Origin of the sequence: Pseudarthrobacter sp. H2, from assembly GCF_050157045.1 — a bacterium.
In the GTDB taxonomy this organism is placed as follows: Bacteria; Actinomycetota; Actinomycetes; order Actinomycetales; family Micrococcaceae; genus Arthrobacter.
In genome coordinates this window covers 508,955-528,695 of record NZ_CP189594.1, presented here as the reverse complement: position 1 = coordinate 528,695, position 19,741 = coordinate 508,955, and the positions used below count along the sequence as shown (strand labels likewise).

The window sequence follows — 19,741 nt, the reverse complement described above, 5'->3', positions numbered from 1 at the left end:
GATCCCCCAACTGGCTCGCAGTTGTTGTCGTTATGGGCGCCCATAACGACAACAACTGCGAGCCAGTTGGGGGAATGAGCGAGGCCCCGCCCCCACAGCGTGGGAACGGGGCCTTCGGTCACTCAGAGCCGGGGTCAGCGGAAGTCGTTGCCCAGGTCGTAGTCATCCAGCGGGATGGCGTGGAACTCGGGAGCCCCGTCGCCGCCCAGGGAATCGTAGGAGAAGTCACTGAATGCGCTGGGGCCGGTGAACAGGTTGGCCTTTGCTTCTTCAGTGGGCTCCACCGTGACGTTGGTGTAGCGCGGGAGACCCGTGCCTGCCGGGATGAGCTTGCCGATGATGACGTTTTCCTTGAGGCCGAGCAGCGGATCGCTCTTGCCTTCCATGGCCGCCTGCGTCAGGACGCGGGTGGTTTCCTGGAAGGAAGCGGCGGACAGCCAGGACTCGGTCGCCAGGGACGCCTTCGTGATGCCCATGAGCTCAGGACGGCCGGAAGCCGGCGTCTTGCCCTCCGAGACAACGCGGCGGTTGGCTTCCTCGAAGCGGCTGCGCTCGGCGAGCTCGCCGGGCAGCAGATCCGATTCGCCGGACTCGATGACCGTGACGCGGCGCAGCATCTGGCGGACGATAACCTCGACGTGCTTGTCGTGGATGCCGATGCCCTGGCTGCGGTACACGCCCTGGACCTCGTCCACCAGGAACTTCTGCGCGGCGCGGGGACCCATGATGCGCAGAACCTGCTTGGGGTCGACCGGCCCGTTGATGAGCTTCTGTCCGACACTGACGTGCTCGCCGTCCTCGATGAGAAGGCGTGAGCGGCGCAGGACCGGGTAGGCGATCTCTTCGGAGCCGTCATCGGGGGTGATGACCAGGCGCATCTGGCGCTCGGACTCTTCGATGGCGATGCGGCCGGCTGCTTCGGCAATCGGTGCGACACCCTTCGGAGTACGGGCTTCGAAGAGCTCCTGGATACGGGGCAGACCTTGGGTGATGTCGTCGCCACCGCTGGCGGAAACAGCACCACCGGTGTGGAACGTACGCATGGTCAGCTGGGTACCGGGCTCACCGATGGACTGTGCGGCGATGATGCCCACGGCCTCACCGATGTCGACGGTCTTGCCGGTGGCCAGCGAGCGGCCGTAGCACAGGGCGCAGGTGCCGACGCTGGACTCACAGGTGAGTACGGAGCGGACCTTGACCTCGGTGATGCCTGCTGCGAACAGCTCCGCGATGACGACGTCGCCGCAGTCGGTGCCGCCGGCTGCCAGGACCTTGCCCTTGGAGTCAACGACATCCACGGCCAGGGTGCGGGCGTACGCGCTGTTCTCGACGTTCTCGTCCAGGACCAGCTCGCCGTTCGCGTCAGCGACCGCGATGGCGGTCATGAGGCCGCGCTCGGTGCCGCAGTCCTCTTCCCGGACAATGACGTCCTGCGAAACGTCCACCAGGCGACGGGTCAGGTAACCCGAGTTGGCGGTACGCAGCGCGGTGTCAGCCAGGCCCTTCCGGGCACCGTGCGTGGCGATGAAGTATTCCAGCACCGACAGGCCCTCGCGGTAGGAGGACTTGATCGGACGCGGGATGATCTCACCCTTAGGGTTGGCCACCAGGCCACGGATACCCGCGATCTGACGGACCTGCATCCAGTTACCACGTGCACCGGAGGACACCATGCGGTTGATGGTGTTCATCGGGGACAGGCTGTCACGCATCGCCTGCGCGATTTCGTTGGTTGCCTTGTTCCAGATCTCGATCAGTTCCTGGCGGCGCTCGTCGTCGTCGATCAGGCCCTTGTCGTACTGGCCCTGAATCTTGGCGGCCATGGTCTCGTAGCCGGCGAGGATCCGCGGCTTGTCCTTGGGCACCTCGATGTCGGAGATGGCGACGGTGACGCCCGAGCGGGTGGCCCAGTAGAAACCGGCATCCTTCAGGTTGTCCAGCGTCGCCGCGACCACAACCTTCGGGTAGCGCTCGGCGAGGTCGTTGACGATCGTGGACAGTTCGCCCTTGTCCGCAACGTTTTCAACCCACGGGTAGTCCGCGGGCAGCGTCTGGTTGAAGACGACCTGTCCGAGGGAGGTCTCGACCAGTGCGATCTGGCCGGGCTCCCAGCCTTCCGGAGCTTCCCAGCCGGCGTAAGGGATGAAGCCCTCGAGCCGGATCTTGACCTTGGAGTTCAGGTGCAGCTCGCGCAGGTCGTAGGCCATGATGGCTTCCGCCACGGAGGAGAAGATCCGGCCTTCGCCCGCCGAACCGACACGCTTGGTGGTCAGGTGGTAGAGACCGATGATCATATCCTGCGAAGGCAGCGTCACCGGGCGGCCGTCGGAGGGCTTCAGGATGTTGTTCGAGGACAGCATCAGGATGCGGGCCTCCGCCTGGGCCTCGGGGCTCAGCGGCAGGTGGACTGCCATCTGGTCGCCGTCGAAGTCAGCGTTGAAGGCGCCACAGACCAGCGGGTGCAGCTGGATTGCCTTGCCTTCAACAAGCTGCGGTTCGAACGCCTGGATGCCGAGGCGGTGCAGGGTGGGTGCACGGTTGAGCAGCACCGGGTGTTCGGTGATGATCTCTTCCAGCACGTCCCAGACCTGCGGACGGTAACGCTCGACCATGCGCTTGGCCGACTTGATGTTCTGTGCGTGGTTGAGGTCAACCAGGCGCTTCATCACGAACGGCTTGAAGAGCTCCAGTGCCATCTGCTTGGGCAGGCCGCACTGGTGCAGCTTCAGCTGCGGGCCGACGACGATGACCGAACGGCCGGAGTAGTCGACGCGCTTGCCGAGGAGGTTCTGGCGGAAACGGCCCTGCTTGCCCTTGAGCATGTCGCTCAGGGACTTCAGCGGACGGTTGCCCGGTCCGGTGACCGGACGGCCGCGGCGGCCGTTGTCGAAGAGGCTGTCAACGGCTTCCTGAAGCATGCGCTTCTCGTTGTTGACGATGATCTCCGGGGCACCGAGGTCAAGCAGGCGCTTGAGGCGGTTGTTGCGGTTGATCACGCGGCGGTAGAGGTCGTTGAGGTCGGAGGTCGCGAAGCGGCCGCCGTCCAGCTGGACCATCGGGCGCAGTTCCGGCGGGATCACCGGGACGGCGTCCAGCACCATGCCGAGCGGGCTGTTGTTGGTGGTCAGGAACGCGTTGACCACCTTGAGCCGCTTCAGGGCGCGGGTCTTGCGCTGGCCCTTGCCGTTGGCGATGATGTCGCGCAGCATGTCCGACTCGGCCTGCATGTCGAAGTTCTCCAGGCGCTTCTTGATGGCCTCGGCACCCATGGAGCCTTCGAAGTACATGCCGTAGCGGTCACGGAGTTCGCGGTACAGGCCTTCGTCACCTTCGAGGTCGGCGACCTTGAGGTTCTTGAACCGGTCCCAGACTTGCTCGAGGCGCTCGATTTCGGCGTCCGCACGCTTGCGGACGTTGGCCATCTGGCGGTCGGCGGAGTCGCGGGCCTTCTTCTTGTCGGCAGCCTTGGCGCCTTCGCCTTCGAGGCGGGCAATCTCGTTCTCGAGGTCGCGGGCGATCGTGGCGATGTCCGAGTCGCGGTTGTCGATCAGCTGCTTCTTCTCGATGTCGTGCTCAACCTGGAGGTTGGGCAGTTCCTCGTGGCGGCTGTCGGCGTCGACGCTCGTGATCATGTAGGCGGCGAAGTAGATGACCTTCTCGAGGTCCTTCGGCGCCAGGTCCAGGAGGTAGCCCAGGCGGGACGGGACACCCTTGAAGTACCAGATGTGCGTGACAGGCGCGGCCAGCTCGATGTGGCCCATGCGCTCACGGCGCACCTTGGCGCGGGTGACCTCAACGCCACACCGCTCGCAGATGATGCCCTTGAAGCGCACGCGCTTGTACTTGCCGCAGTAGCATTCCCAGTCGCGGGAAGGGCCGAAGATCTTCTCGCAGAAGAGGCCGTCCTTCTCGGGCTTGAGCGTGCGGTAGTTGATGGTTTCCGGCTTCTTAACCTCGCCGTAAGACCAGCCACGGATGTCTTCCGCGGTGGCGAGGCCGATCTGCATGAGGCCGAAGGAGGATTCGCTGGACATATGGTCCCTGTTCTCTCTTGTTCTCTAAATTCTGAAGTCTTGGTTACGGGAAGAGGGAGGTGGTGTACGACGGCGGGTGGTCACCCGCCGTCGTACGCCGCCTGCTAAACCTCTTCTACGGAACTGGGCTCTGCACGAGACAGATCGATGCCCAGTTCTTCCGCAGCCGTGAAGACTGCGTCATCAGAGTCACGCATTTCAATTGTGGTTCCGTCCGTGGAAAGAACTTCCACGTTCAGGCACAGCGACTGCATTTCCTTGATCAAGACCTTGAAGGACTCAGGAACGCCCGGCTCCGGGATGTTCTCGCCCTTGACGATGGCTTCGTAGACCTTCACACGACCGTGGATATCATCGGACTTGATCGTGAGGAGTTCCTGGAGCGTGTACGCGGCGCCGTAGGCCTCGAGCGCCCACACTTCCATCTCACCGAAGCGCTGGCCACCGAACTGAGCCTTACCACCCAGCGGCTGCTGCGTGATCATGGAGTACGGGCCGGTGGAGCGGGCGTGGATCTTGTCGTCCACCAGGTGGTGGAGCTTCAGGATGTACATGTAGCCGACCGCGATCGGATCCGGGAACGGCTCACCGGAGCGGCCGTCGAACAGACGCGTCTTGCCCGAGGCGTCGATCAGGCGGACGCCGTCGCGGGTGACGTTGGTGGAGTCGAGCAGGCCCGTGATTTCCTCTTCACGCGCACCGTCGAAGACCGGCGTCGCCACAGTGGTCTGGCCACTCTCGCGCGGCAGGTTCGGCAGCTGCTTCATCCACTCGGGCTCGCCCTCGATCTTCCAGCCGGTCTTGGCAACCCAGCCGAGGTGCGTTTCCAGCACCTGGCCGACGTTCATGCGGCCCGGAACACCCAGCGGGTTCAGGACGATATCAACGGGGGTGCCGTCGGCAAGGAAGGGCATGTCCTCGATCGGGAGGATCTTGGAGATGACGCCCTTGTTGCCGTGGCGGCCGGCGAGCTTGTCGCCGTCGGTGATCTTGCGCTTGGCCGCAACGTACACGCGGACCAGCTGGTTGACGCCCGGGGGCAGCTCGTCGTCGTTGTCCCGGTCGAACACGCGGACGCCGATGACGGTGCCGGACTCGCCGTGCGGGACCTTCAGGGAGGTGTCGCGCACTTCGCGGGACTTCTCGCCGAAGATGGCGCGCAGCAGGCGCTCTTCCGGGGTCAGCTCGGTCTCGCCCTTGGGCGTGACCTTTCCGACCAGGATGTCGCCGGCTTCAACCTCGGCGCCGATGTGGATGATGCCGCGCTCGTCCAGGCCTGCCAGGACTTCCTCGGACACGTTGGGGATGTCCCGGGTGATTTCCTCGGCACCAAGCTTGGTGTCGCGGGCATCGATCTCGTGCTCCTCGATGTGGATGGAGGACAGGACGTCCTCGGCCACGATGCGCTGGGAGAGGATGATGGCATCCTCGAAGTTGTGGCCCTCCCAGGACATGAATGCCACGAGCAGGTTCTTGCCGAGGGCGAGTTCACCCTGGTCCGTTGCCGGGCCGTCGGCGATGATGCCGCCGACCTCCAGGCGCTGGCCTTCGTTCACCAGGACACGGTTGTTGTAGCAGTTGCCCTGGTTGGAGCGGGCGAACTTGTTGATCCGGTAGTTGGTTTCCGTACCGTCGTCGTTGAGCATGATGACCAGCTCGGCGGAGACCTCGGTCACCACGCCCGCCTTCTTCGCGATGACAACGTCACCGGCGTCGACGGCGGCGGCGCGCTCCATGCCGGTGCCGACGAACGGCGCCTCGGAACGGACCAGCGGCACGGCCTGGCGCTGCATGTTCGCACCCATGAGGGCGCGGTTGGCATCGTCATGCTCGAGGAACGGGATCAGGGCGGTTGCCACGGACACCATCTGGCGCGGGGAAACGTCCATGAACTCGACCTCGGCGGCGGGAACCAGCACGGGCTCGCCTCCACCACCACGGGCGCGGACCAGGACGGTCTCCTCGGCGAACCTCTTGTTCTCATCCAGCGGAGCGTTGGCCTGTGCGATCAGGACCTCTGCCTCGTCGTCGGCCGTCAGGTACTGGACCTCATCGGCGACAACGCCTTCGGAGACAAGACGGTACGGCGTCTCGATGAAGCCGAACGGGTTGATGCGGCCGTAGGAGGCCAGCGAACCGATCAGGCCGATGTTCGGGCCTTCAGGGGTTTCGATGGGGCACATGCGTCCGTAGTGGGACGGGTGAACGTCGCGGACTTCCATGCCGGCGCGGTCACGGGACAGACCACCCGGGCCCAGCGCGGACAGGCGGCGTTTGTGGGTCAGACCCGAGAGCGGGTTGTTCTGGTCCATGAACTGGGACAGCTGGGATGTTCCGAAGAACTCCTTGATGGCTGCCACAACCGGGCGGATGTTGATCAGCGTCTGCGGCGTGATGGCCTCGACGTCCTGGGTGGTCATACGCTCGCGGACAACGCGCTCCATGCGGGACAGGCCGGTGCGGACCTGGTTCTCGATGAGCTCGCCGACGGCGCGGATGCGGCGGTTGCCGAAGTGGTCGATGTCATCGATCTCGACGCGCAGTTCGTGGTCCTGGCCGTCGCGCTTGCCCGTGAGGGTCTTCTCGCCGGCGTGCAGGGCAACCAGGAACTTGATCATGGCAACGATGTCCTCAACGTGCAGGACGGAGGCTTCCTTGTCAGCAAGGGAGCGGTCGATGCCAAGCTTGCGGTTGATCTTGTAACGGCCGACCTTGGCCAGATCGTAGCGCTTGGAGTTGAAGTACAGGTTGTCCAGCAGGGACTGGGCAGCCTCGACCGTGGGCGGCTCGCCCGGTCGCAGCTTCCGGTAGATGTCCAGCAAGGCGTCTTCGCGGGTCTCGGTGGCGTCCTTCTCCAGCGTTGCGCGCATGGAGTCGTACTGGCCGAATTCCTCGAGGATCTGGCCTTCGGTCCAGCCGAGGGCCTTCAGCAGCACCGTGACGGACTGCTTGCGCTTGCGGTCAAGGCGGACGCCGACCTGGTCGCGCTTGTCGATTTCGAGTTCGAACCAGGCGCCGCGGGACGGGATGATCTTCGCGGTGAAGATGTCCTTGTCGCTGGTCTTGTCCGGGGTGCGCTCAAAGTAGGCGCCCGGGGAACGGACCAGCTGGGAGACGACGACACGCTCGGTGCCGTTGACGACGAAGGTGCCCTTCTCGGTCATCAGCGGGAAGTCACCCATGAACACGGTCTGCTGCTTGATTTCGCCCGTGTTGTTGTTCATGAACTCGGCCTTGACGTACAGCGGAGCCGAGTACGTGGCGTCCCGGTCCTTGCACTCGGCCATGGTGTATTTGGGGTCAGCGAACTCCGGCTCGGAGAAGCTCAGGGACATGGTGCCCTGGAAATCCTCGATCGGGGAGATCTCTTCAAAGATGTCGGACAGACCGGAGGAGGTGGCGACACTCAGGTCGCCTTCTTCGGCGGCTTTCGCTACACGGGCGTGCCAGCGTTCGTTGCCGACGAGCCAGTCGAAGCTGTCCGTTTGCAGGGCAAGCAGATTCGGAACGTCAAGAGGTTCGTGAATCTTAGCGAATGAGAGCCGCCGGGTTGCACCGTCGGTGCTGTCGGCATTGATAGCGGTTGCTGCGTTGTTTACATTAGAGGTGCTCGAGGCGACCAAGAGGGATCCTTCCACAGACCTTCAGGCGTTTTCAGATCTCCCCCGTTATGGACCCTGCGGAGTGACTCCGCAGCGCTACCAATCCGGTTCCGCTATATGACCCGGGACCCGCGCTGCCCATGGTGGTGCACGTTGTAGACGGCACATTGATGGCGCAACTGCCGGGCTAAGCCCACCGCTATATGAAGGCTGAAGGTAAACAGGGAAGACGCAAATATCTACGATACGGCAAAGCAACCTACTTGTCTACCCCACTTCCGGCGGGATTGCAAGCACCGCGCTGCCCGGAGGGAGTAGCGAAGGCAGCAGCAGAGGCAGCAGCGGGTGGAGCAGCGGAAGCAGCAGCAGAGGAGCGCGATGGCTCCATGATGGGCGTCACGATAACCTAGGAGTGTCCCGTTAATGATCGGACGAGAAACCCCATCGGAGAGAAAACCATGAGCAACCCCGCGGACAACAATGATGTTGTCATCCTCGCCGCCGCCCGCACCCCCCAGGGCCGGCTCAACGGCCAGCTGGCCGGTTTCACGGCCGTTGAACTGGGCGCCCACGCCATCAGGGCGGCGCTGGCCGCCGGCGGGGTGAAGGCCGGGCAGGTGGACTCGGTGATCATGGGCCAGGTGCTGCAGGCCGGGGCGGGCCAGAACCCGGCGCGGCAGAGCGCCATTGCCGCCGGCATCGGCTGGAACGTCCCCACCGTCACCATCAACAAGGTCTGCCTTTCGGGCCTCACGGCCGTGATCGACGCCGCCCGGATGATCCGCAGCGGTGACGCCACCGTCGTCGTCGCCGGCGGCCAGGAGTCCATGAGCCGTGCCCCGCACATCCTGCCGGGCTCCCGGCAGGGCTGGACCTACGGTTCCATCCAGGCGCTCGACGTCGCCGCCCACGACGGACTGACGGACGCCTTCGACGGGCAGTCCATGGGCCTGTCCACGGAAAGCAGGAACCTCACCCTCGGCATCGACAGGACCTCGCAGGACGAGGTCGCGGCAGCGTCCCACCAGCGCGCAGCGCGTGCGGCGAAGGACGGCGTCTTCGACGGCGAAATCGCCCCGATCAGCGTCAAGCAGCGCAAGGGCGATCCGACCGTCCTGACCGCGGACGAAGGCATCCGGCCGGACACGACCGTCGGCTCCCTGGCCGGCCTGCGGGCGGCGTTCGCCACAGACGGCACCATCACCGCCGGCAACTCCTCTCCCCTGTCCGACGGCGCCGCCGCCCTGGTGCTCTGCTCCCGGAAATTCGCGCAGGACAACGGCCTGGAGTACCTGGCCGTCGTCGGCAAGCCCGGCCAGGTTGCCGGGCCGGACAACTCCCTGCACTCGCAGCCGTCCAACGCCATCAGGAACGCGCTTCAGCGGGCCGGCTGGTCCACCGCGGACCTGGACTTCATCGAAATCAACGAGGCCTTCGGTTCCGTGGCCGTCCAGTCCCTCAAGGACCTCGGCTACCCGCTGGATCAATGCAACATCCACGGCGGCGCGATCGCCCTGGGGCACCCGATCGGCGCCTCCGGTGCCCGCCTGGCGCTCCATGCCGCGCACGAGCTGAAGCGGCGCGGCACCGGAAAAGCCGCGGTGTCGCTGTGCGGCGGCGGCGGCCAGGGCGAAGCACTGCTGCTCTACCGCGACTGAGCGGATCATGACAGCCAGCAAGCCGGGCGACGGGCCGGCCGACGCCGCCGCCCGGGGGCTCGAGGTCCGGCTGGTGGAACGGCTCGCCGCGAACAGCCTCGAGGAAGCGGCCCGGATCCTGGGCATCGAGGCCGCGGACATCGTGAAATCACTCGTGGTCAAACACAAGGACGGCAGCTTCCTGTTCGCCCTGGTTCCCGGGGACCGGCAGATTTCCTGGCCGAAGCTCCGGAAACTGCTCGGCGTCAACAAGCTCTCACTCCCGACGGCGGAGACGGCCTTCGACGCCACCGGCTACGAGCGCGGCACGATCACGCCGCTGGGCAGCACCTCGCCCTGGCCGGTGTACGCCGACCGGAGCATCACGGGCCGCCGGATCTCGCTGGGCGCCGGCGAGCACGGCTACAGCGCGTTCGTGGAAGCGGATGCGCTCACGGCGGCGCTGGACGCCGTCGTCGCGGACATCACCGAGCCCATCTAGCTCTCAGTTGTTGTCGTTTTGAGCGCCCAGAACGGCAACAACTGCGAGTTAGTTGGGCTGGGACGCACGTACCTGGGCCGGGACGCAGGAAACCCCGCCCACCGGAGTGGACGGGGTTTCCCGGAGCAGAACGGAAACGCAGTGCGCTTCCATCCGGCTCCCGGTGGAAGCGTGTTACTTGAGGGTAACGCGAGCGCCGGCTTCTTCGAGCTGGGCAACAGCCTTCTCGGCTGCTTCCTTGGTGACGCCTTCGAGGATAGCCTTGGGGGCGCTGTCAACCAGGTCCTTGGCTTCCTTGAGGCCCAGGGAAGTGATGGCGCGAACTTCCTTGATCACTGCGATCTTCTTGTCGCCCGGGTGTTCCAGGATGACGTCGAATGCCGTCTGCTCTTCTTCTTCTGCAGCAGCGCCGGCAGCGGGGCCAGCAACTGCGACAGCAGCAGCGGTAACTTCGAAGGTCTCTTCGAAGAGCTTGACGAACTCGGAGAGTTCGATGATGGTCAGTTCCTTGAAAGCTTCAATGAGCTCTTCGTTGGTGAGCTTCGCCATGGTGTGGCGTCCTTCCTATAGTGGTGCCCGGCCGCCTGGGGCGTGCCGTCGCACCGGAGTCTGGTGTAGAGAGTCAGTTCTCTTCGGGGGCTGCGGCGTCAGCCGAAGCTTCGACCTCTGCTGCTGCATCTGCTGCGGGAGCGTCAGCCGGAGCAACAGCCTCGGCCGGGGCTTCTTCAGCGGCGGGTGCCTCGGCTTCTGCCGGTGCACCGTTCTCTTCTTCAAGCTTGAGGCGCAGTGCGTCGATGATGCGTACAGCGGCGGCAGCAGGAGCCTTGAGGATGCCTGCAACCTTGGCGAGCTGCAGCTCGCGGGACTCGAGGGCTGCCAGGGCAGCAACTTCGCTCGCGTTCAGTGCCTTGCCCTCAAAGTAACCGGTCTTGATAACCAGCTGCTTGTTGGCCTTGGCAAAATCCGTCAGGCTCTTGGCAGCGGCAACTGCGTCACCCTTGATGAACGCGATTGCAGTGGGGCCGGCGAGCTGGTCGTTGAATGCTTCGACACCAGCTTCCTTGGCTGCAATGGCGGTCAGGGTGTTCTTGACGACCGAGAACTTGGTGTCCTGGCCGAGAGAGACACGCAGCTGCTTGAGCTGTGCAACGGTGAGCCCACGGTATTCGGTCAGGACAGCGGCGTTCGATTCCTTGAAATCGTTAGTGATCTCAGCTACTGCTGAAACCTTGCTAGGCGTTGCCATAACCCTCCTTCCGGGGATAGTGCCGGTATTGCCCGGTCCCCGCTCAGATGAGCTAAAACTAAAAACGCCCCGCGCAGATGCACGGGGCTTGTCTCGACGCGGTCATTGACCGCGGAGCTTTGCTTCGTTCACCTGCGCCGGCCGCCCTATGTTCAGGGTCCTTCGTCCGGAAACCCACTGGCCCTCCCCGGCACGACTGCAGAATTGAGTCTTGCTTGGGAGAGTGGATTTCCAACAACCGACGGTCTTTGGTCCTCCCAGCTTACGGGACGCGGTGTGTGCACGCCAAATCGGGGCGGGCTGGCAGGCCTGCCCCCGCTCACTGGACTGACGGAGTCAGCTGACCGACGGCCCGAAGTCCGGCAGTTCCTTCTCCCAGATGCCCGTGACGCCGGCGGTGGTGAAGCCGAGCTGCTGGTTCACCTTGAGCAGGTAGCGGTTGTCCGGGGCATTCCAGGTATAGAGGACCCGTGCGTCCGGGAACTGTTCGCTGAGCCGTTCCATGTTGGCGACCTTGATCAGCAGGCCCAGCTTGTTGCCCCGGTGCTCCTGCAGCACCACAGTGTCGTCCTGGAAGACCACGTCGGGCCGCAGGGCAAGGACACTGATGGTGGTCAGGCCCACGAGTGTCCCGCTGGCGAGGTGTTCGACGGCGGTGACCACCGTCCGGCGCCCCTGCGCGATGGTGGCATCCTCCGCCTCACGCAGGATGCCGCCGTCGAACACCATGTCCGCGGCCTCAACCCCCGGAACCCCGTCCTCCCCGGCCCGGTTTTCCAGGGCCGCGACGGCCTCGAGCCATTGGTCCGGGCACCGGTCGGTCCAGTGGTGCAGGCGGTAGCGGCCGGCGTTGGCCTCCTCGGCCTCGGTCTCCAGTTCGGCGACGAGCATGCTGTCCAGGGGAAGGGCGCAGGCGCTGAACTGCTCAATGTGCTGCAGGGTGTAGCCGGTGAGCCGGGCGAACTCGACCTCCCGGCTGCCCAGCGGCACGAAGCCGAACCCGCTGCCGGGCACCAGTTGCTCGGCGGCGCCGTCGGTCAGCGAGGCGCCGGGATGGTTGGTGTCGATCAGGATCCTGTGCCGGCCTTCGTCGCGGGCGAAGTGCTCCGCAGCCTCCAGCAGCTGCCTGCCGACACCCTGGCCCTGGAACTCCGGCAGGATGTCGAGGGTGACCTCGGCGAGGTCGAGGTCGTCCGCGAGCGGCAGGGCGATGTCCGCGGCCCCGACGATCTCGCCGTCGACCTTTGCCACGAGGATGACCTGGCGCTCATAGGGATCGGCGAGCTCGAGCAGCTTTTCCTGCGGGGCGTAGGCGAGGTCGTCGCTGCCCCAGGTCTGCATGCGCACCTTGCGCCCCACTTCGACGGCGGCCAGGAAGTCGGCGGCGTCCGGCCCGTCGAGGGAATCGGGTATCCACAGCTGTTCAATCCACACGTCACTTGCCATAGAGGGCATCATCCCAGCCGTTCTGCCACCCATCGGTGCCCGAGGCCCGGCTCCAGCCGGGACTTTCAACCGCCAGCATATGCCGGTTTCCGCCGGCGTTCCATGGGGCGCGGTCCGAGCGGGGGCGCCGCGCCTCGGGAACGCGTCGCCGGGAATGCAGGAAGACCGCCCCGCAGCTTGCGGGACGGTCTTCCTGGTGCTCCTTGCGGAACTGTTGAGGATTAGACCTCGGTCAGGACCTTGGTGACGTTGGGGTCAACCGAGATGCCCGGGCCAAACGTCGTGGCGACGGTGGCCTTCTGGATGTAGCGGCCCTTGGAAGCGGACGGCTTGAGGCGAAGGACCTCTTCGAGGGCAGCAGCGTAGTTCTCGGCCAGCTTGAGGGCGTCGAACGAAACCTTGCCGATGATGAAGTGCAGGTTGGAGTGCTTGTCGACGCGGAAGTCGATCTTGCCACCCTTGATGTCGTTGACGGCCTTGGCGACGTCAGCGGTCACGGTGCCGGTCTTCGGGTTCGGCATCAGGTTGCGCGGGCCCAGGACCTTACCGAGGCGGCCGACCTTGCCCATAAGGTCAGGGGTGGCGACGGCTGCGTCGAAGTCGGTCCAGCCGGCTGCGATCTTTTCGATCAGGTCATCGGAACCCACGAAGTCGGCGCCGGCTGCGATTGCTGCGTCAGCCTTGTCGCCCGTGGCGAAGACGAGGACGCGGGCAACCTTACCGGTGCCGTGGGGCAGTATAACGGTGCCGCGGACCATCTGGTCGGCCTTGCGGGGGTCGACGCCGAGGCGGAACGCAACCTCAACGGTGGCGTCAAACTTGGACGGGTTGGTGTCCTTGGCCAGCGTCACTGCCTCGAACGGCGCGTAGAACTTCTCCGCGTCGATCTTGGCTGCGGCTGCCTCATATGCTTTGCTGCGCTTTGCCATGCTGCTTATTTCTCCTTGTGCAGTTGTGGTCTGCGGACCGCGCTGGGCCCTGCCACAGTCGGGACTCCGAACGGTTCATCCGTACCGGATTTCCAACATTTCAATGTTTGGTGGTGCCGGTCGCCCGGCGGTAAAGGCTATTAGCCTTCGACGGTGATACCCATGGAACGGGCGGTGCCGGCGATGATCTTCGCTGCGCCTTCGAGGCTCGTGGCGTTGAGGTCTTCCATCTTGGTGGTGGCGATCTCGTTGACCTGGGCCTGGGTCAGCTTGGCAACCTTGACGGTGTGCGGGGTCGGTGAACCCTTGGCAACGCCTGCAGCCTTCTTGATGAGCTCCGCAGCCGGCGGGGTTTTGGTGATGAACGTGAAGGAACGGTCCTCGTAGACCGTGATTTCAACGGGGATAACGTTGCCGCGCTGGGCTTCTGTCGCAGCGTTGTACGCCTTGCAGAATTCCATGATGTTGACACCGTGCTGGCCAAGCGCAGGACCGATCGGCGGAGCCGGGTTAGCGGCACCTGCCTGGATCTGCAGCTTGATGAGGCCGGTGACCTTCTTCTTGGGAGCCAATGTAGGGTCCTTCTCTCAATAACGTCCTGGGGCACAGGAGCGTGCCTCAGGTTGGTGGCCGCCATGGCGAGGCGGCCGGCCGCTCCGGGACTGCTAAGCGGGCAGCCCGGGGCGAATTCTGTGCGGAAAGCTAGATCTTGCTGACCTGGTTGAACGCCAGGGTGACGGGGGTCTCGCGCTCGAAGATGGAGACCAGCACCACGAGGGTCTGCGAATCGATCTTGATCTCGGAGATCGTGGCGGGAAGGGTCTCGAACGGACCTTCCTTGACGATGACCGACTCGCCGACCTCGAAGTCGACGTCGACCTGTGCGGCAGCGTGCTTGACCGGCTTGCCCTTCTCGGCCTGCTCCTCTTCGAAGACCGGCGCGAGCATGGAGAAGACCTCATCGAGGCGCAGCGGCACGGGGTTGTGGGCGTTGCCCACGAAGCCGGTCACACCGGGGGTGTGGCGGACGGCACCCCAGGAGGCATCCGTCAGGTCCATGCGGACCAGGACGTAGCCGGGGATGCGGACGCGGTTGATGATCTTGCGCTGGGCATTCTTGATCTCGACGACTTCCTCCATCGGAACCTGGATCTCGAAGATGTAATCTTCCATGTCCAGGGTCTGGATGCGGGTCTCGAGGTTTGCCTTGACGCGGTTTTCGTAACCCGCGTAGGAGTGGATGACATACCAGTCACCCTCCTGGCGGCGCAGCTTGGCCTTGAACTCATCGGCCGGATCGACCTCGGCGGCGGCAGCGGCGGCTTCGAGAGCGTCCGCGTCCTCGCCGGACTCGACGTCGGCGGACTCGTCCTCGGCGTCCTCGCCGGACTCGACGTCGGCGGACTCGTCCTCGCCGTCCTCAGCGTCGCCGCCTTCGGCTGCCTCAGCGTCGCCGCCTTCGGCTGCCTCGGCGTCGGAGTCCTCAGCAACGGCCTCGTCAGTGACATCGGATGCGGGTGCAGCAGACTCAGCCTCGGACTCTTCCACGGCTTCCGCCGCGGCGTCCTGGCTCTTATCCAGCTCAGTCTCAGTTACCTCGAGCTCCTGCTCAGACACTTGGTCTCCTGCTTCCTCATTGCCTAACATGCCTATTTAAATGACTCAATTCCGCACACCCCGCAGAATCCCCGGTTTCCCGGGGAATCCACACAGGCTGCGGACCGGTCGCCTTAGCGGTCCTTGGCGCCCTGACCGCCGAAGACCCAGCTCACTCCGGTCCCGAAGGCCAGATCGAGCAGGGTGACGATGAGCATCATGATGGTCACGAACACCAGTACCACGAGCGTGTAATTGACCAGTTCCTTGCGGGTCGGTGCCACGACCTTCTTCAGTTCGCCGATCACCTGGCGGACGAAGAGTGCGATTCGGGCGAAGAAGCCAGCCTTGGCGGCATTCTTCGCGGGGCGGCCTTTGGAGCTGCTCGCAGCTGTTTCGGTCACCTGGTCCTCACTCATCCTCGCAATGTCGGATTCCCGGTTCTGGACTGAACCATGGTTGCTGCGCTGGTTCCGGATTTCCCGGAACAGCATGCGCAGGGCAGACAGGACTCGAACCTGCAACCTGCGGTTTTGGAGACCGCTGCGCTACCAATTGCGCCACTACCCTATGGATTGAAACCCCGCTCCGGCCACGCGTTCCCAGTCTTCACTGAGGCGCAGGCCATCATCGTGTTTTCAACACCGGAGAACCAGTCTACGCAACAACTGCGCCTACGTCGAACCGGCCTCTCCCGGACCGCTGGCGTGCCTGCGAAAGTGGGCCGAATGCCTCCGGTCACATTTGTCTACCGGCACACCGGACGATCCGCTGAACAGCATAGAGTAGATCCCGTCGAATCCCACAACCAGCCTCCCCAGCTGCAAGCGAAGAATGGACCCGCCATGCCTGCCGCCCGCATCTCCCAGCGCATTTCCGCCATAGCCGAATCCGCCACCCTGGCCGTCGATGCCAAGGCGAAGGCATTGAAGGCGGCGGGCCGGCCCGTCATAGGCTTCGGCGCCGGAGAACCCGATTTCCCCACTCCGGGCTACATCGTGCAGGCCGCCATTGAAGCCGCCGGCCAGCCGAAGTACCACCGCTACTCCCCCGCCGGCGGCCTGCCCGAGCTCAGGCAGGCCATCGCGGACAAGACCTTCAGGGATTCGGGCTACCGGGCCGAGGCGTCACAGGTGCTGGTGACCAACGGGGGCAAGCAAGCCGTGTACAACACCTTCGCGACCCTGCTGGATCCGGGCGACGAGGTCATTGTCCCCACCCCGTACTGGACCACCTACCCGGAGGCCATCCGGCTCGGCGGCGGCGTGCCGGTGGAGGTCTTCGCCGGGCCGGAGCAGGGGTATCTGGTCACCGTGGAGCAACTGGAAGCGGCCCGCACGGACCGGACCAAGGTCCTGCTTTTCGTTTCCCCGTCCAACCCCACCGGCGCCGTCTATTCGCCGGAACAGGTCAGGGAAATCGGCCAGTGGGCGGCATCCAAGGGACTGTGGGTGGTCACCGATGAGATCTATGAGCACCTGACGTACGACGGCGTGCCGTTCACCTCGATTGCCACGGCAGTTCCCGAACTGGGCGACAAGGTGGTCATCCTCAACGGGGTCGCCAAGACGTACGCCATGACCGGCTGGCGGGTGGGCTGGATGATCGGCCCGGTCGACGTCATCAAGGCCGCCACCAACCTGCAGTCGCACGCCACCTCCAACGTCTCGAACATCCCGCAGGTCGCGGCCCTCGCCGCGGTCTCCGGCCCGCTGACCGCGGTCGATGAGATGAAGGTCGCCTTTGACCGGCGCCGCAAGGCGATCGTGGCCGGCCTGAACGCGATTGAGGGCGTTGAATGCCCGACGCCGAAGGGCGCCTTCTACGTATACGCTGACGTCCGCGCCCTGCTCGGCAAGGAGTTCCCGTCCGTGGACGGTCCGGTCCGGCCCTCGACGTCCGCGGAACTGGCCGCCCTGATCCTCGACGAGGTCGAAGTTGCGGTGGTTCCGGGCGAGGCCTTCGGCCCCTCCGGTTACCTCCGCCTGTCCTACGCACTGGGCGACGAGGACCTGGCCACGGGCGTCGGCCGTCTGCAGGACTTCCTCGGCAAGGCCAAATAGGACCCTCCCTCCGCTTTCGCAGCGGAATCCCGAACGCTCCCTCACATTTGGCAGGTAAAAGACAGGCGCTCCCTCACCCGATGTGAGGGAGCGTCTGTCTTTGGGCAGCCGTGGAGTCTCATGACTTAATGGACGCTTCCGTCGCATGACCCCGTAGACACCCTCTCCCAGGAACCCGTGGACTCCGGGGGCGGTGCCTGCTGCTGCGCAGGGGCAATCCCGACCCGGATATCAGCATCCGCCATGCCCTGGCCACCTGGCCCGGGCCTCCCGCGCGGCGCCTCGTTCCTGGCGATGCGCCATTGCCCTGTCACTACCGGGATTCCGGCAGCGACAGGAAATCCGCGCGTCGCGGGGCGGGTTGCGCGTCACCAGCCACACCAGACCACGAAAGGACCACCGGGCAGCAGGATCCGCGGGAGGGTCCGGCGGGGGTCAGCAGGATCCGCGGGAGGATCCGGCGGGGGTCAGAGCAGGCGGCGCTCGGCTGCCCAGCGGGTCAGTTCGTGCCGGCTGGAGAGCTGGAGCTTGCGCAGCACGGCCGAGACGTGGGTTTCCACGGTCTTGATCGAGATGAACAACTCCTTGGCGACTTCCTTGTAGCTGTAGCCGCGGGCGATCAGGCGCATCACTTCGAGTTCGCGGGCGGAGAGCCGGTCCAGTTCGTCGTCGGCGATGTCGGCCGGGGCGGTCCCGAAGGCGTCCAGGACAAAGCCCGCCAGCCGGGGTGAAAAGACGGCGTCGCCGCCGGCCACCCGGCGGACGGCGTCGGAAATTTCCGCGCCGGAAATGGTCTTGGTGACGTAGCCGCGCGCCCCGGCCCGGATGACGGAGACCACATCCTCCGCGGCGTCCGAGACACTCAGCGCCAAAAACCTGGTGGTGGCCAGCAGCGGTGCGGAGCCAGCCAGCACCTCGCGCCCGCCGCCGCCGAGGCCGCCGGGCAGGTGGACGTCCAGCAGCACGACGTCGGGGCGGGCCGCGGCGATGACCGCGACGGCTTCCTCCACCGTGCCCGCCTCGCCGGCAACCACGATGCCGGAATCCAGATCGGCCTTCAGCCCGGACCGGAAGATGGCGTGGTCATCCACGATCACCACCCGGATCGTCCGGGCCGTGCTGCCTGCTGCCGCGTTGCTCACGGTGTTCCCTCTCGTTGATCGGTGGATGATGCCACGGATGGTGCCGCGGATGCTGCCGTTGCCCCGGCAGGGGCCGGTGCCGGCGCGGCGGGCGGTGCCGTCGCTGGCTCCGTCGGAGAATCCGTCGGGGACACCGGCAGCCTGAGCCGCACCTCGGTGCCGTCCGGGCCGCTGCTGATGGCTGCGGTGCCCCCGTGCCGGCGCATCCGCCCCACGATCGACTCGCGGACGCCGAGGCGGTCCGCGGGGACGGAGTCCGGATCGAATCCGGGCCCGCGGTCCTTCACGAAGACCTCAGCGGCGCCGTCGGTGACTTCCAGGTACACGGACACGGCCCCGCCGCCGTGGCGCGCGGCGTTCAGCATCGCCTCGCGGGCCGCATGGACGAGGGCCTCGTGGCGTTCGGTCATGGCGCAGTCTCCGACGCTGACCACGTCAACGGCGAGCCCCAGCGAATCCTCCACCTCCGCGGCGGCGGCCTTGATGCCGTCCGAAAGGTGGCCGGCTTCCTGGCCCGGATCCCGGTACAGCCAGGCCCGCAGCTCCCGCTCCTGCGCGCGGGCAAGCCGGAGCACATCGTGCTCGTTCCCGGCGCGCCGCTGGATCAACGCCAGGGTCTGCAGCACGGAATCGTGCAGGTGCGCGGCGATCTCGGCCCGCTCGGTGGCACGGACCCGGCCGGCGCGTTCGGCTTCCAGATCGCGCCAGAACTTCAGGCCCCAGGGAAGCAGCACCAGGGCGACGCCGCCCAGGACCGCCACTGAGGACAGCAGGGCAAGCCAGGTCTGCTCCCAGGAGCCGGATCCGGACACCATAACCAGCACGCCGGCGACCACGAGCGCCAGCCCGGCCGCGAGCCGGGCCCAGCCGCCGGCCTGGTCGGCCTTGGTCTTGTCCACGAGGCCCGCCCGGCGGGTCTCGTCCAGCTGCATCCAGGCGATCGCCGCGCCGCCCAGGATCGCCGCGACCGGAATGAGGGTGCCCAGCGGCACGTCGACGCCGAACATCCGGGCGATCAGGATTCCGGCGGCCAGCAACAGTCCGGCGCCCAGCAGGATCTCCTTGCCGAAGGGCAGTCCCGGGAACCTGGCCCGGCGGGACCCTGCCGCTGCGGCGGCCGGACCCTGCGGCGCTGCCGGACCCTGCGGCGATGCCAGGGCCGCGGGCACGCCGGGCGCCGCGGCGGGTGCGCTCACCGCCGGGGCAATGGGCGACGCCGGCCGCCGGGCGTTGCGCCTGGCGCTTTCGTCCGCGGTGGGCACCATGATCCAGAGCCAGGCGTAGAACGCGAGGCCTGCGCCGCCGGCGAGTGCGGCCACCACCATGCCGATCCGGACCATCCGCACCGGCCAGCCCAGATGGTTGGCGAGTCCCGCGCACACCCCGGCGATCACTCGGTCGCTGCTGCGGACCAGCGGCGGGCGGGTCGGGGCGGTTGTCATGGGTTAATCCAAGCATGCTTCAGGGTTCCCCGGAGGCGTTTCCGGCGGCAACCGGGGTCAACTCAGGGACAGTTCAGGGTGGTCCCCGGTAGAGCGGGATCC

14 protein-coding genes and 1 tRNA gene are annotated in these 19,741 nt (G+C 65.7%); 3 read left to right on the top strand and 12 right to left on the bottom strand.

Annotated elements, in window-relative coordinates; all coding sequences use genetic code 11:
* Positions 1-134: 134 nt before the first annotated feature.
* Together ACQCSZ_RS02500 and rpoB are read right to left on the bottom strand one after the other, a co-directional pair.
* Complete coding sequence (locus tag ACQCSZ_RS02500; RefSeq protein WP_427006562.1) at positions 135-4,034, bottom strand: DNA-directed RNA polymerase subunit beta'; 3,900 nt, start codon at positions 4,032-4,034, stop codon at positions 135-137.
* A 104-nt stretch (positions 4,035-4,138) separates the two neighbouring features.
* Positions 4,139-7,657 (bottom strand): DNA-directed RNA polymerase subunit beta, encoded by a 3,519-nt coding sequence (rpoB, locus tag ACQCSZ_RS02495; protein WP_427006561.1) that lies wholly within the window; start codon positions 7,655-7,657, stop codon positions 4,139-4,141.
* Between the two features lie 437 nt (positions 7,658-8,094).
* On the opposite strand from rpoB, the gene ACQCSZ_RS02490 reads away from it, so the two are divergent.
* Both ACQCSZ_RS02490 and ACQCSZ_RS02485 read left to right on the top strand, forming a co-directional pair.
* Complete coding sequence (locus ACQCSZ_RS02490; protein ID WP_427006560.1) at positions 8,095-9,294, top strand: acetyl-CoA C-acetyltransferase; 1,200 nt, start codon at positions 8,095-8,097, stop codon at positions 9,292-9,294.
* A 7-nt stretch (positions 9,295-9,301) separates the two neighbouring features.
* The gene (locus ACQCSZ_RS02485; protein ID WP_427006559.1) at positions 9,302-9,775 is read left to right on the top strand and encodes an aminoacyl-tRNA deacylase; all 474 of its coding nucleotides are present in this window, start codon (positions 9,302-9,304) and stop codon (positions 9,773-9,775) included.
* 174 nt (positions 9,776-9,949) lie between these two features.
* On the opposite strand, the gene rplL is transcribed toward ACQCSZ_RS02485, so the two are convergent.
* From rplL to ACQCSZ_RS02445, 8 genes are all read right to left on the bottom strand, one after another.
* Positions 9,950-10,324, bottom strand: a complete 375-nt coding sequence (gene rplL, locus ACQCSZ_RS02480; RefSeq protein ID WP_211876692.1) for a 50S ribosomal protein L7/L12 — start codon at positions 10,322-10,324, stop codon at positions 9,950-9,952.
* 73 nt (positions 10,325-10,397) lie between these two features.
* Positions 10,398-11,021 (bottom strand): 50S ribosomal protein L10, encoded by a 624-nt coding sequence (gene rplJ / locus ACQCSZ_RS02475; protein ID WP_427006558.1) that lies wholly within the window; start codon positions 11,019-11,021, stop codon positions 10,398-10,400.
* Between the two features lie 336 nt (positions 11,022-11,357).
* On the bottom strand, positions 11,358-12,467 hold the full coding sequence (locus tag ACQCSZ_RS02470; protein ID WP_427006557.1) for a GNAT family N-acetyltransferase: 1,110 nt from the start codon (positions 12,465-12,467) through the stop codon (positions 11,358-11,360).
* A gap of 221 nt (positions 12,468-12,688) precedes the next feature.
* Positions 12,689-13,396 (bottom strand): 50S ribosomal protein L1, encoded by a 708-nt coding sequence (gene rplA / locus ACQCSZ_RS02465; protein WP_211876698.1) that lies wholly within the window; start codon positions 13,394-13,396, stop codon positions 12,689-12,691.
* A gap of 140 nt (positions 13,397-13,536) precedes the next feature.
* The gene (gene rplK, locus ACQCSZ_RS02460) at positions 13,537-13,968 is read right to left on the bottom strand and encodes a 50S ribosomal protein L11 (RefSeq protein WP_024365990.1); all 432 of its coding nucleotides are present in this window, start codon (positions 13,966-13,968) and stop codon (positions 13,537-13,539) included.
* A 130-nt stretch (positions 13,969-14,098) separates the two neighbouring features.
* Positions 14,099-15,013 (bottom strand): transcription termination/antitermination protein NusG, encoded by a 915-nt coding sequence (gene nusG, locus ACQCSZ_RS02455; protein WP_427006556.1) that lies wholly within the window; start codon positions 15,011-15,013, stop codon positions 14,099-14,101.
* A 113-nt stretch (positions 15,014-15,126) separates the two neighbouring features.
* Positions 15,127-15,411, bottom strand: coding sequence for a preprotein translocase subunit SecE (secE, locus tag ACQCSZ_RS02450; protein WP_427006555.1), 285 nt, complete (start codon positions 15,409-15,411; stop codon positions 15,127-15,129).
* Positions 15,412-15,489: 78 nt separating this feature from the next.
* Positions 15,490-15,562 (bottom strand) — tRNA-Trp (locus ACQCSZ_RS02445).
* A 275-nt stretch (positions 15,563-15,837) separates the two neighbouring features.
* Between ACQCSZ_RS02445 and ACQCSZ_RS02440 the strand changes: the two genes are divergently transcribed.
* Positions 15,838-17,055, top strand: coding sequence for a pyridoxal phosphate-dependent aminotransferase (locus ACQCSZ_RS02440; RefSeq protein ID WP_427006554.1), 1,218 nt, complete (start codon positions 15,838-15,840; stop codon positions 17,053-17,055).
* Positions 17,056-17,522: 467 nt separating this feature from the next.
* Here ACQCSZ_RS02440 and ACQCSZ_RS02435 read toward each other — a convergent pair whose 3' ends face one another.
* On the bottom strand, positions 17,523-18,197 hold the full coding sequence (locus ACQCSZ_RS02435) for a LuxR C-terminal-related transcriptional regulator (protein ID WP_427006553.1): 675 nt from the start codon (positions 18,195-18,197) through the stop codon (positions 17,523-17,525).
* A complete protein-coding gene (locus ACQCSZ_RS02430; protein WP_427006552.1) occupies positions 18,194-19,639 on the bottom strand; it encodes a PspC domain-containing protein in 1,446 nt (481 codons plus the stop codon). The genes ACQCSZ_RS02435 and ACQCSZ_RS02430 overlap by 4 nt, the downstream gene beginning before the upstream one ends.
* Positions 19,640-19,741: the final 102 nt, after the last annotated feature.